The sequence below is a fragment of the Bacillus sp. FSL K6-3459 genome, assembly GCF_038003305.1.
Classification (GTDB): Bacteria; Bacillota; Bacilli; order Bacillales; family Bacillaceae; genus Bacillus; species Bacillus pumilus_O.
In genome coordinates this window covers 3,052,788-3,065,525 of record NZ_JBBOOW010000001.1, presented here as the reverse complement: position 1 = coordinate 3,065,525, position 12,738 = coordinate 3,052,788, and the positions used below count along the sequence as shown (strand labels likewise).

Here is a 12,738-nt window from a genome sequence, read left to right as displayed (position 1 = left end):
ATGAAGAAAAGGATGACACCGATTTTGCAGGATAAGCGAACACCTCAACAAAAACGATCATCATATATTTTGTTCTTTTTGATATTTTTTCTCGCCGTCATTGGTTTGGCGGCTGCCATGTTTTTGGCTGTGTCATATGGTGCCAAAACATTGTCTCTGCAAACGGTTTGGACAGCTGTATTTGATTATCAGTCAGATGTCACAGAGCAACAGATCATCCATGAATTAAGACTTCCACGTGTTTTAGGAGCAGCTCTTGTTGGAGCGGCATTTGCCGTAGCGGGTGCGCTCATGCAGGGAATAACAAGAAACCCGCTGGCCGATGCGGGGATTTTGGGCATCAATGGCGGTGCGATGTTTGTGGTCGCTCTCTGTTTTGCTTTTTTCCCAGGCATCCCTTATTCGGCACTAATGTTGTTTTCCTTTATTGGTGCAGTGCTTAGTACGCTGCTGATCTTTGCGATTGGTGCGGCTGGTGGCGTTTTGACACCACTGCGCTTAACAGTAGCAGGAGCCGTAGTGGCTGCATTGCTTCATGCACTTAGCTCTGGAATCGCGATTTATTTTGACTTAAGTCAGGACCTTGCGTTTTGGTATGCAGGCGGAGTGGCTGGTGTGAAATGGCCGCAGCTGACTATTCTTGCCCCGGTCATTCTCATAGTGATCGTATGGGCGATGCTATTAGGACGGTCACTGTCGCTACTATCGCTTGGTGAAGATGTTGCGGCAAATTTAGGGGTGAAAACGCGACAAGTGCGAATACTAGGAATGGTAGCTGCTGTATTATTAGCAGGGGTTTCTGTATCAGCAGTCGGCTCCATTGGATTTGTCGGTCTTGTTATCCCGCATATTTCACGAAAGCTGGTTGGTGTAAACTATCGTTTCGTCATTCCGATGTCAGCGATATTAGGCGCGGTGCTGCTTGTCTTTGCTGACCTTGCCAGCCGCACCGTTAATCCGCCGCGAGAGCTTGCTATTGGCGTGATGGTGGCACTTGTCGGTGTTCCTTTCTTCTTATATATTGCCAGAAAAGAAGGGAGGAACCTGTCGTGAGAGAGAAACAGCGAGCTCTTGCTGTGACAGTCGTTTTGCTTTGTCTAAGTGCGGCTGTTGTGCTGTATAGCTTAAATACCGGTACGCTGAAACTGAATCCTCTTGTGGTCGTCAAAACGTTATTCGGCTTTGGAGATTTTCAAAGTGAAACGGTGCTGTTTGACTATCGTCTGCCCCGAATCGTGGTAACGATGCTAGCGGGAATTGGTCTTGGTATTGCGGGAGGCATTTTGCAAAGTCTATCTCGTAACCCGCTGGCCGATCCAGGGATTATTGGACTGAATGCAGGCGCCGCTTTTGGCTTAATCGTGTTTGTGACGTATTTTCACGCACTAGAAGGCAATCCCTCTCTTCTTATTCCGCTCTTCACATTTGGCGGGGGACTTCTTGCGGCAGCGGTCATCGTGCTTTTGGCGTATGACCGGCAGGAAGGTCTCGTTCCCATTCGGCTGATCCTAGTAGGAATTGCGGTGGCAGCGGGATTCAGTGCTTTGACATTATTTTTGTCACTCAAGCTAGATGAAGATACTTATACATTTGCTTCAAGATGGCTTGTTGGCAATGTCTGGGGGAGAGACTGGATTCATGTGTTAGCGCTTTTGCCTTGGATTGTATGCCTTGTACCGCTTACGCTGATGCAGTCAAGCACGCTCAATGCGTTGACATTAGGAGATGCTGTCGCCTCAAGTGTAGGAGTACGTGTCCAGCGTCAGCGTCTCCTTTTGTTAACCTTGGCTGTTGGTTTGGCAAGTGCAAGTGTTTCAATGACAGGCGGAATTGGGTTTATTGGACTTGTCGCCCCGCATTTGGCAAGGCGGCTTGTCGGCTCACTTCATCAATATTTTTTACCGGTTAGTGCGCTGCTTGGCCTGTTAATTTTGGTCAGTGCCGATACAATCGGACGTTCCATCTTTGCCCCAAATGCCATACCAGCGGGTGTCGTTGTGGCTTTTATCGGCGCTCCTTATTTTCTCTATTTATTAGCAAAAACGAAATAAACAAGAAAGAGGAACTCATCATGAAAAAATTACTTGTACTTGGTTTAACGCTCTGTTTCATCATACTTGCTGCTTGTGGTCAACAGGAAACAAAGAATAAAGCAACTCAAAATGATCATGGAACACCGAAAATTGCTTCCTTGTCTATTCATTTAACGAATGACTTATTAGCACTCGGTATCAAGCCGGCAGGTTCTGTTGTAGGTGGAGATTTAAAAGATTTCCTTCCACATGCGAAAAAGCAGCTGAGTGGAACGAAGAAGCTGGGCATCGCAGCCGATCCCGATATGGAGTCACTGCTTGCCTTACAACCTGATGTGATTTATGTCGATGAAGAACTAGCTGGACAAAATTTATCGAAATATAAGAAAATCGCCAAAACGGAAGTGTTTGATTTAAATAACGGCACTTGGCGCGATCATTTGAAAAAAATCGGCAAGCTCGTCAATAAAGAGAAAGAAGCCGATCAATATATTCAGGATTACAATCAAGAAGCAAAAGAAGTCAAATCGCTCATCAAACAAAAGATTGGAAACGGAAAAGTAATGGCGATCCGTGTGACAGCAAAGGAGCTTCGAGTCTTTAGCATGAAGCGCCCTATGGGTCCAATTTTGTACGAGGATTTAGGCCTGACACCTGTCGATGGTGTGAAGAAACTGGACAGCAAGCGACCATTTGAAGTGATTTCTCAAGAGGTTCTTCCTGACTATGATGCAGATGCTATCTTTGTCGTCGTGAACCGTGATGATAAAGCGCAGCAAGCATTCAAGCAACTAGAAAAGACGCCAATTTGGAAGGGTCTAAAAGCCGTGAAGAACAACCAAGTCTATCCGATTGCCGATCAGCCATGGCTCGATTACTCAGCACTAGGCAATAAAATGGCATTGGATGAAGCGAAAGAGATGTTTTCTACATCAAAATAAGATGAAATCAGACATCATTCCTTATATAGGTATGATGTCTCTTTTTTTTAACCGGTCTTCTATTCATTCGGCTTTTGCATACATATGAAAGAGAACGAGCCGTACTGCCCGTGAAGGGGAAGAAAGGGAGGGGTTACAGTTGGAGGTTCAAAAAATTAGTGCAGGTACAATCGCAAGGCTTGTGCTGCTCTTGATCGCACTTGTCAACAGTGCGCTAACCGCTGCGGGGAAAAGCCCAATACCGATTGATGAAGAAGGTATTCAGCAATTCATCACGTTAGCCTTTCTTGGGATTACATCTCTCTGGGCCTATTGGAAAAACAATGATATAACGAAAAAAGCACGAACAAAAAAAGCAGAATAAGAGAAAAAGAGCCTTTTCAGATAAAAGGCTCTTTTTCAGCGAAGCGTCAAACGCCTCTCCCCGCAATTTGACTCTTCCTGAAAGGCTTACGCCCGTCGTTCTCCCATGTTGGCGAGGAATGCTTTTACTTCCTCAATGCTTAAGCCGATAGCCTTCGCTTCACTCATCAGACGCTTCCACTCTGATATATTCGAATCCGTCAGCTTTCTATGCGTGACATGTAACGTTCTTTCTTCCTGCTCCTTTCGAGACGTTTGGAGCAGCTGATAGAGTTCTTCTTTTGGCATGCCGGATTGGACGGCATTGACGATATGCTCCCGCCATTCGTGTTCACCACTCTCAGCGTCATGAAACATCATCGTCTCTGCATCAAATAGCTCTTGTAAATCAATCTCTAGTGAAGAGGATACCTTTTTTAAAAACTGGACAGATGGATTTCTGTGGACACCGCGCTCAATCTTACTCAAATACGATTTAGAGACATGGGCATCTTCAGCCAGCTGCTGAATGGAGTATCCTTTCCTCTTTCGGTAAATGCGTATCACCTTTCCTATCATTCGATCAATGATCTCCCTTCTCCCTGGCGAATCGTAGTGCGACCTTTTCGTTCATTATAAGAAATTAATTGTTCTTTATAAAATTCAAAAACGTAAGAATCAGGAAGTAAACAAAAGAAAACGAACGATTTCGTTCTTTAAAAAGAACTATAAGACCTATTATGACATTTTTCTTTGCGGGTATTATCTTTTATAATCCAATCATTAACAAAAAGAAACCATATATAACCTTTTTATGATGAAATCGGGAGGTATCTATGAATGAGAATATAGGTTTTAAGCAGCTGTTTTCTGTCATTAAAGAGAAAATGGCCCTTCTGATCCTGATTGTCCTGATCGTAACGGGCATTTCAGCCTACTATCAGTTCTATGTCTCGACTCCTGTATATCAGGCAACCACTCAAATTCTTGTTCATAAACGCAGCAATGACGCACAAGCAGATTTAAACGATATTCAGATGAACCTTCAATATACACGTACCTTTCAAGTTTTATTAAAAAGTCCAATCGTCATTGAAAAAGTAAAAGAAACACTCAACCTCACAGAATCAGCTGAAGGATTAAAACACAAAATTGCCACAAGTACAGAAAATGAGTCTGAGGTCATCAATATTTCTGTACAAGATGTGGATCGCGCAAAGGCAGTTGCCATCGCAAATACTGCAACAGAGGTACTGCAAGAAGAAATCAAAAAAACAATGAATATGGATCGCATTAATGTTTTGTCTGAAGCCAAGCTGTCCAATACGATTCTCATGAATTCAAGAAAATTTGTTCATATCGTACTGGCACTAGGCGCCTCTTTATTAGGGGGGATAACACTCATTTTCTTAATGAACCTACTCGATGATACTGTAAAACGAACACATCAAATAAGAGAAGAGATCGGATTGCCGTCGCTCGGTAGCGTCTATCAGATGCAGGCAGACAGGAGGGCAAAAAAAGACAAGCAGTCCGTCATAACAGGAGGACAGAACATTGATCTTTAAGAGGAAAAAAAGAGAAAAGAGAGATTTATCCTGTATTTCTGTATTAAATCCTCACTCTGTCATAGCAGAACAATTTCGTACGATCCGAACTAATATTGAATTCACATCGATTCAAACAAGGCTGAAATCCATATTGGTGACATCCTCCTTGCCGAAGGAAGGGAAATCATTTACGGCTGCAAATCTAGCAGCTGTTTTTGCACAGCAGAAAAAGCGGGTGCTGCTCATGGATGCTGATTTGCGAAAGCCGGCTGTTCATGAATATTTTGACCTGAGTCATCACACGGGTTTGACCAATGTGCTATTAAATAATTGCAGCTTGGAGGAAGCCATTTTACCCACACCCATTGAGCATTTAGAGCTGCTTCCGAGCGGAACCATTCCACCGAACCCAGCCGAGCTGCTCTCCTCTTCTGTCATGAAGCAGCTGTTTTATGAAATCGAACAGCAATATGACATGGTGATTGTGGATTCTGCGCCGCTTCTGCCAGTAGCCGATGCAAAGATCCTAGCAAACCGGACAGATGGAAGCATTCTTGTTGTCTTAAGCGGCAAAACAAAGATAGCTGCAGTGAAGAAATCAAAAGAAGTATTAGACGGGACAACAGGCAAACTGCTTGGGGCTATGCTAAATGGCAAGAAAGAGAAAAAGGGAAGGCTGTATATGTATTAACAAGATTGATAGGTGATGTCTCCTAATCTTTAACAATGGAGGCACTCGATCCTGCTGTGGGCATGACCAATGCCTTAGATGCTCGTCATCAATAGTGGGATGTGAGGACGGGTTTGATGCCCATTTTACGTAAGAATAGAGATGCTTTAAAAAGGGGGAGGAGCGTTGACTTACGCCCAAAGATTATCAATCATCGTGGCACTAGATTCATATCTCATCTTAGTGGCTGTCTTTTTTGGCTTTCAATTTGTCCAAGAAGCGGCGTTAACTGTGTATACATTTGAAATGCTCGTCATTTCTTCGCTCAGTCTACTCATTGGGCACCATTTGTTTTCGTATATTTTTCATGTGTACAAGCAAGTATGGGCTTATACAGGAGTAAGAGAGCTATTTTCTTTAATGAAGACCTTTGTATGTTCTTTTTTATTTTCAATGGTAACGCTGTACCTTTTCGTGCAGACATGGCCCTTTCGTTTTTTATTCATTGTGTGGCTTTTCCACGTATTATTCATCGGTGCATCTAGAATGGCGTCTCGGCTATTTCATGATGGAGCAAAGCGACTGCAGGTAGAAAAAGAGCGGGCCTTAATCATTGGCGCCGGATCAGCTGGGACCATCATTGTACGTCAGCTTCAGCAATCGAGTGATGTACATATTGAACCAGTGGCCTTCATAGATGATGACAAGACGAAGCATAGGCTTGAAATCATGGGACTGCCTGTTCTAGGAGGAAAAGAACAGATTCAAACAGCTGTTGTGATGATGGATATACAAAAAATCATCATCGCCATTCCGTCCAAAAGCAGCCATACGTTAAAAGGGCTGTATAAGGAGTGCGTAGCGACTGGGGTCAAAACGCAGATCATGCCGGAGATGGAGCAGATTTTAAAAGGAACCCATGCGCTGAATCAATTACGAGATGTACAGCCAGAAGATTTATTAGGGAGAGAACCGATTCAATTAGATTCAAGCCGTCTATCTGCTCATTTAAAGGGAAAAACGATCATGGTCACGGGGGCAGGCGGATCGATTGGATCAGAAATCTGTCGTCAAATTTGTGTATTTGCTCCTCGAGCGATTGTGCTTGTGGGACATGGAGAATTTAGCATTCATTCTATTTTACTAGAGCTGAAAGAAATTTATGGGGACACCATCAGTCTCTATCCGCAAATTGCGGATATCCAAGATAAACAGAAAATGAGTGAAATCGTTGGTCAGTTTCAGCCAGATATGATCTATCATGCCGCGGCACATAAGCACGTCCCGCTCATGGAGATCAGTCCAAAAGAAGCAGTGAAAAACAATATTATCGGGACAAAAAATGTCGCAGAAGCGGCACATGAGCATGGCATTGAAACATTTGTCCTCATTTCCTCTGACAAAGCGGTCAATCCTGCCAATGTCATGGGCGCCACAAAACGATTTGCTGAAATGCTAATCATGCAAATGGGGGCAAGCAGTGACACAAAATTTGTTGCGGTTCGGTTTGGAAATGTACTCGGAAGCAGGGGAAGCGTTATCCCAATTTTTAAGAAACAGATCGAACAAGGCGGGCCAGTCACGGTCACCCATCCAGCCATGACAAGATATTTTATGACCATTCCAGAAGCATCAAGACTTGTCATTCAAGCGGGAGCCCTAGCAGAAGGAAGACAGATTTTTGTATTAGATATGGGGGAGCCAGTGAAAATTGTCGACCTCGCAGAAAACCTCATTCACCTCTCAGGCTACACCACAGACCAGATTCCGATTACGTTCTCAGGCATTCGTCCTGGGGAGAAAATGTATGAGGAATTACTCAACCAACATGAAAAAGCACAGGAACAAATTTTCCCGAAAATTCATATCGGCCATGCGCTGGATGGGGACCCATATGTGCTGAACCGCTTTATCCATGAATTTGACATGATGAGTGAAGAGCAAATGAGAGAAGCATTGTTTGCTGCCATCGAATCGCATGATTTGTTGTCTGAACCGATGACAAGAGAGGGGGAAGCGCTTGCCGATGAAGAAAAAAGTCTTGTTTTGCGCAACGGTTGACTATCATTTTCAGGCATTCCACCTTCCGTATTTCCGGTGGTTTCAGGAACAAGGATGGGAAGTGCATACAGCGGCAAATGGTCAGCTTGAGCTTCCCTATGTGGATCAAGCGCATTCGATTCCGATTCAGCGCTCTCCTTTTCATGTGCACAACCGGCTTGCGTATGTGGAGCTGAAGAAGCTGTTAGCGAAAGAGCACTACGACTTCATCCATTGTCACACACCAATGGGCAGTGTGATTGGAAGACTTGCAGCCAAAAGCGCGCGCAGAAAAGGGACGAAGGTTCTTTACACAGCACATGGTTTTCACTTTTGGCAAGGAGCGCCGCTTCAAAACTGGCTGCTCTATTATCCGATTGAGCGATGGCTCGCTCGTCATACAGACGCTCTGATCACCATTAATGGAGAAGATTTTAAAAGAGCTGATCGTCTATCAAAAGAGCGGGCATCTGTCTATTATGTTCCTGGTATGGGTGTGGATATGAAACGATTTGCACCAGTTAATGAAAAAGAAAAGCACCGTCTTCGTGCAGTCCATGGCTTTTCTTCAGAAGATTTTATTGTGCTGTGCGCTGGCGAATTAAATGCGAATAAAAACCAAGGGATGCTCATCAAAGCATGTGCCCAGTTATATAGGAAAATACCAAATGTGAAGATCGTGTTTGCCGGGGAAGGGGCCATGCGGCCGATGTATGAAAAGCTGGTTCACGACCTCCATCTTGAAAAGCATGTCCACTTTGCTGGTTTTTGCAAACAAATTGAGGAATGGATGCATTTGAGTGATGTATGTGTGTCGACTAGCTTGAGAGAAGGGCTTGGCATGAATCTGCTAGAAGCAATGTCTGCGGAAAAGCCGGTCATTGCAACAGAGAATAGAGGACACTGTGAGCTGATCAAACATGGCGTAAATGGTTTTTTAGTCAAACCGCATGATGTGAATGACTTGGCTGAATATTTGCACCAGCTTTATCACAAAAGCGATCAGCTGCCCCTCATGGGAAAAGCAGGGCGATCCTTAGCACATGCATTTGCGCAAGAGCAGACGGTGAGTGCGATGGAAGAAATTTATACAACTTATATGGATCAAGCAGAGAAGGTGATGTGAGCATGCATAAGCCAAAGGTGTCTATCATCATGGGCGTCTACAATTGCCAAGACACAGTAGAAGAAAGTATTGAATCCATTCTTCATCAAACATATGACAACTGGGAGTTCATCATATGTGATGACGCTTCAACAGACGGCACCTATGAAAAAGTACTGTCTTATACAAAACGAGACCCTGAAAGAATTCGCCTTATCCGCAATGAGCATAATCAAAGGCTCGCTGCCAGTCTAAATCGCTGTCTAGCTGAAGCGAGGGGAGATTTAATTGCAAGGCAGGATGGTGATGATATATCAGTACCTGATCGTTTAGAAAAACAGGTGCATTTTCTTGAAACACATCCTGAATATGATGTGGTCGGGACGGCGATGACCGTGTTTGATGAATCGGGTACAAAAGGTGTACGTGCACTGATTTCAGCGCCTGATCGAAAAGTGCTGGCAAGAGGGACGCCTTTTTGTCATGGAACCATTATGATGAGGGCTGCTACGTACAATGCTTTAAATGGATATCGCTCTGTGAAAACAACGAGGCGGATGGAAGATATCGATCTGTGGATTCGTTTTTTTGCTGAGGGGAGAAAAGGCTTTAATTTACAAGAGCCGTTATACCTTGTGAGAGAGGATGAAGCGGCTTTTCAGCGTCGTAAATTTCAATATTCAATAGATAATGCTTGGCTCGTTTTGAAAGCATGCTGGATATTAAAATTGTCACCGATTCATTATCTGTTTGCGCTAAAGCCGGTAGTCCGCGCCTGTTTATCACCGAAGATCATGAAATTTTATCACCAGCGGAAGCTAGAGGCGTCTTTGTTGAAAAGGAGGCCGATTCGGGATGAGTGAGCCAAAGCGTGTCCTTCATATTGTGGGCGGGATGAACCGCGGCGGAGCTGAAACGATGATCATGAACATCTATCGAGCACTCGATCGAAATGTCCTTCAATTTGACTTTATTACCCACCGGAAGGATGTCTGTGATTATGATGAGGAAATTCAGAAACTCGGCGGACGTATTTTTTATGTCCCGAGTATTGGAGCTTCCTCCCCTTTGGCATTTGTCAGAACATTGACAAAGACAATCAAGCGAACAGGGCCGTATCAAGCAGTGCATGCACATACAGATTTTCAAACAGGCTTCTCTGCCCTTGCTGCGAAATTGGCGGGTGTGAAGGTACGCATTTGTCATTCGCATAATACTGCTTGGAAACAGTCGCCAAATGGGGTAGACCATATGATGCTCAAAGGGTTTCGTCAGCTGATTTTTGCATTTTCTACAAAGCTTGTTGCATGCGGTGAGGATGCCGGTGCCTTTTTATTTGGTCAGAAAAAAATGAAGAATGGACAGGTTGAGGTGCTGCCGAATGGGATTGATTTATCCCTTTTCTTTCAGCCTGATCCAGAAGAAAAGGTGAAGATCAAGAAGCAGCTAGGTCTTCACGAAAAGAGCATGGTGATAGGTCATATTGGCCGCTTTCATGAACAAAAAAATCACGTTTTTTTTATGGAACTGGCACAGACCTTAAAGAAGCAGGGAGTCTCATTTCAGCTGGTCCTTGTAGGGGATGGACCGCTGAGGCAGGTGGTTGAATCGTATGCGGACAAGGCCGGCTTGTTAGACGACATTGTCTTTACAGGCGTCGTATCAGACGTTCCAGAATATATGAAAGCATTTGATGTTTTTGTCATGCCTTCCTTGTTTGAAGGACTTCCGCTCGTTTTAGTGGAAGCACAGGCATCTGGATTGCCTTGTGTGATTTCAGATCATATTACAGAGGAAGTAGATTTAGGCTGCGGTCTTGTGAAAAGAATGTCGCTGCGGGATTCCGCACATGAATGGATGAAGGCGGTGCTTGAAGCGTATCATGCAGAGCCGCCTCTTCAAGAGACCATTATGTCCCAGCTTGAACAAAGAGGATTTGATGTCAAACAGAACATCACACGTGTGATGAATGGATATGGACTGTAAGGAAGGAATGGCAGATGGCGGTATATTTGGTGAACATGATCATGGTCTATTTATGGTCGAGTTTTGCTGCATTTTACGGCAGGCGTGATGATACCATTCAAAGCGGATGGCGGCCTAACAAGATTCTCGTGTTATTTCCGTTTTTGTTTCTTTGTATTGTCGCAGGTATTCGGTACAAAGTAGGAACCGATTTTGTCACATATGGACAGATGTATGAGTTCTCCATCAATTATGAAAAGCCTTGGCATATCTTCGGGTTTGGTGTGGACAAGGCGGCTACTGACCCAGGATTTACGTTTATTTTATGGATGCTCAATCAATTGTCCCATGATCCGCAAATCATGTATATAACAGTTGGGGCGATCACCTATTTTTTTATCATCAAGACGCTCATTCAATATGGCCGTCCCTTTGAACTGAGTATGCTGCTTTTTCTCGGCACCTTTCATTATTACGCTTCGTTTAATGGCATGCGTCAATATATGGTGGCAGCGATTCTTTTTTATGCCATCCGTCTTGTGATCAATGGTCAGTGGAAATTGTATTTTCCGCTTGTCCTCGTATGTTCATTGTTTCATTCATCGGCACTCATCATGATTCCTGTGTATTTTATCGTGAGAACAAAATCGTGGTCATGGATGATGCTAGTCTTATGCATGATTTTTTTAGGGTTAACCGCTCTTTATGACCGCTTTGTTTCCGTTTTTGTCGTGATGCTGCAAGGCAGTTCATATGGGCATTACGAGGAATGGCTTACAACGAATACAAATGGAATGAATGTGACAAAAATCGGTGTATTGATTTTGCCGCTTTTGCTTGCCTTCTTTTATCGAAAACGGCTTCGTGAGCTGACGCCTGAGAGTGATTACGTTGTGAATTTTTGTTTGCTCGGTTTCTTGTTTGGCATCCTTGCCACAAAGGATGTCATTTATGCAAGATTTCATATTTATTTTGGTTTGTATCAGCTTATTTTACTGCCATATTTCACACGCATTTTTGATCAGCGGTCTAATGTCTTTATCTATGTAGGGATTGCTGTTTGCTATATTCTGTACAGCATCATGCTGATGCCGTTCGATTCATCCGTGTTACCGTACAGGACGATATTTACAAAGTAGATTTTGAGAAAGGTGGAGCATGTTGTCATGCCAGCTATCAGTCTATTGGTCGCAGTCTACAATACGAGTCAATATTTGGAGCAATGCCTTCAATCAATTGTAGATCAAAGTTTTTCAGATATAGAGGTCATTCTCGTGAATGATGGATCTACAGATCGTAGCGGAGAATATCTTGAAGCATTTGCTGCGCAAGATCAGCGGTTTCGGGTCATTCATCAAACCAATCAAGGGTTAGGCGCTGTGAGAAACCGGGGCATCGAAGAAGCAAAGGGCACGTATATTGCCTTTATTGATTCAGATGATGTTCTCGCACCACATTACTGCGAAGCCTTATATGAAAAAGCTAAAATGACCGGCGCAGATCTAGTAATCAGTGAATACTGGATTCAATTTGAACAGTCAAAGAGAACCATATCAACGACGCTGTTAGCCGAGCGATCAGCCGAAAAAACAAGTTTAATTGAAGCGTTATTGCACGGAGACATCACGGGGTTCTCATGGAATAAGCTGTATCGGCGTGCCTTTATCGAAGAACACGACATTCGATTTCCGCTGCGGGAGGAACTTGAAAACATAGAAGATCAATATGTGACGCTACGCTGTTTTTCTTTATCTCGCGGCATTGCCTTTGTTCATGAGCCTCTTTATTACTACCGGGTTCATCTGTCTTCTATTGTGCAACGATATCAGAAGCAGTATTTTCATCATGGACTCACCTTTTATCATGCGCAGCGCTTGTTTTTGACAGAATATGATGACATCTTTTTGTATGAGAAGGCGCTTGATTTTTTTATTGTCAATCATACCCTTCATTGTATGCTCAACGAATGGAAGAGCCAAAATGCACTTTCTCTTCGGGAAAAGCTTGATCACATGCGGGAAATGGTGACAGACGAGGCTTTTCAGCATGCCGTCAAACAAGTGGAACCATCAAAGCTCACTGCTCGAAAGCG

12 protein-coding genes and 1 pseudogene are annotated in these 12,738 nt (G+C 43.8%); 12 read left to right on the top strand and 1 reads right to left on the bottom strand.

The annotated features are described in order from the left end of the window. Positions 1-117 precede the first annotated feature (117 nt). The 4 genes from MHI35_RS15700 (at position 118) to MHI35_RS15685 (ending at position 3,338) form a co-directional block, all read left to right on the top strand. Positions 118-1,053: a FecCD family ABC transporter permease gene (locus MHI35_RS15700; RefSeq protein ID WP_249407407.1), complete on the top strand. Its 936-nt coding sequence runs from the start codon at positions 118-120 to the stop codon at positions 1,051-1,053. Then, positions 1,050-2,051 carry a FecCD family ABC transporter permease gene (locus MHI35_RS15695; RefSeq protein WP_211063588.1) on the top strand — a complete coding sequence of 334 codons (1,002 nt, stop codon included), beginning with the start codon at positions 1,050-1,052 and terminating at the stop codon, positions 2,049-2,051. The genes MHI35_RS15700 and MHI35_RS15695 overlap by 4 nt, the downstream gene beginning before the upstream one ends. Positions 2,052-2,068: 17 nt before the next feature. Further along, positions 2,069-2,974 carry an iron-hydroxamate ABC transporter substrate-binding protein gene (locus MHI35_RS15690; RefSeq protein ID WP_211063654.1) on the top strand — a complete coding sequence of 302 codons (906 nt, stop codon included), beginning with the start codon at positions 2,069-2,071 and terminating at the stop codon, positions 2,972-2,974. A 139-nt stretch (positions 2,975-3,113) separates the two neighbouring features. After that, positions 3,114-3,338, top strand: a complete 225-nt coding sequence (locus MHI35_RS15685) for a phage holin (RefSeq protein WP_211063587.1) — start codon at positions 3,114-3,116, stop codon at positions 3,336-3,338. 86 nt (positions 3,339-3,424) lie between these two features. Here the strand turns inward: MHI35_RS15685 and slrR are convergent, their stop codons facing one another. Continuing rightward, positions 3,425-3,895: an HTH-type transcriptional regulator SlrR gene (gene slrR / locus MHI35_RS15680; protein ID WP_144471469.1), complete on the bottom strand. Its 471-nt coding sequence runs from the start codon at positions 3,893-3,895 to the stop codon at positions 3,425-3,427. Positions 3,896-4,152: 257 nt separating this feature from the next. Here slrR and MHI35_RS15675 point away from each other — a divergent pair, with 257 nt between their 5' ends. The 8 genes and pseudogenes from MHI35_RS15675 to MHI35_RS18940 all read left to right on the top strand — a co-directional run. After that, positions 4,153-4,884: a YveK family protein gene (locus tag MHI35_RS15675; RefSeq protein WP_088001164.1), complete on the top strand. Its 732-nt coding sequence runs from the start codon at positions 4,153-4,155 to the stop codon at positions 4,882-4,884. After that, the gene (locus MHI35_RS15670; protein ID WP_119125404.1) at positions 4,874-5,557 is read left to right on the top strand and encodes a CpsD/CapB family tyrosine-protein kinase; all 684 of its coding nucleotides are present in this window, start codon (positions 4,874-4,876) and stop codon (positions 5,555-5,557) included. The genes MHI35_RS15675 and MHI35_RS15670 overlap by 11 nt, the downstream gene beginning before the upstream one ends. Positions 5,558-5,722: 165 nt before the next feature. After that, a complete protein-coding gene (locus MHI35_RS15665; RefSeq protein ID WP_335349282.1) occupies positions 5,723-7,597 on the top strand; it encodes a polysaccharide biosynthesis protein in 1,875 nt (624 codons plus the stop codon). Beyond that, the gene (locus MHI35_RS15660) at positions 7,563-8,702 is read left to right on the top strand and encodes a glycosyltransferase family 4 protein (protein ID WP_335349283.1); all 1,140 of its coding nucleotides are present in this window, start codon (positions 7,563-7,565) and stop codon (positions 8,700-8,702) included. The genes MHI35_RS15665 and MHI35_RS15660 overlap by 35 nt, the downstream gene beginning before the upstream one ends. A 2-nt stretch (positions 8,703-8,704) precedes the next feature. Beyond that, positions 8,705-9,544 carry a glycosyltransferase family 2 protein gene (locus MHI35_RS15655; RefSeq protein ID WP_335349284.1) on the top strand — a complete coding sequence of 280 codons (840 nt, stop codon included), beginning with the start codon at positions 8,705-8,707 and terminating at the stop codon, positions 9,542-9,544. Beyond that, positions 9,537-10,667: a glycosyltransferase family 1 protein gene (locus MHI35_RS15650; RefSeq protein WP_335349285.1), complete on the top strand. Its 1,131-nt coding sequence runs from the start codon at positions 9,537-9,539 to the stop codon at positions 10,665-10,667. Before MHI35_RS15655 ends, MHI35_RS15650 begins: the two co-directional genes overlap by 8 nt. Before the next feature lie 14 nt (positions 10,668-10,681). Then, complete coding sequence (locus MHI35_RS15645; RefSeq protein WP_335349286.1) at positions 10,682-11,785, top strand: EpsG family protein; 1,104 nt, start codon at positions 10,682-10,684, stop codon at positions 11,783-11,785. 27 nt (positions 11,786-11,812) lie between these two features. Next, a pseudogene (locus tag MHI35_RS18940) lies at positions 11,813-12,325 on the top strand (glycosyltransferase family 2 protein); the annotation flags it as partial. Positions 12,326-12,738 lie beyond the last annotated feature (413 nt).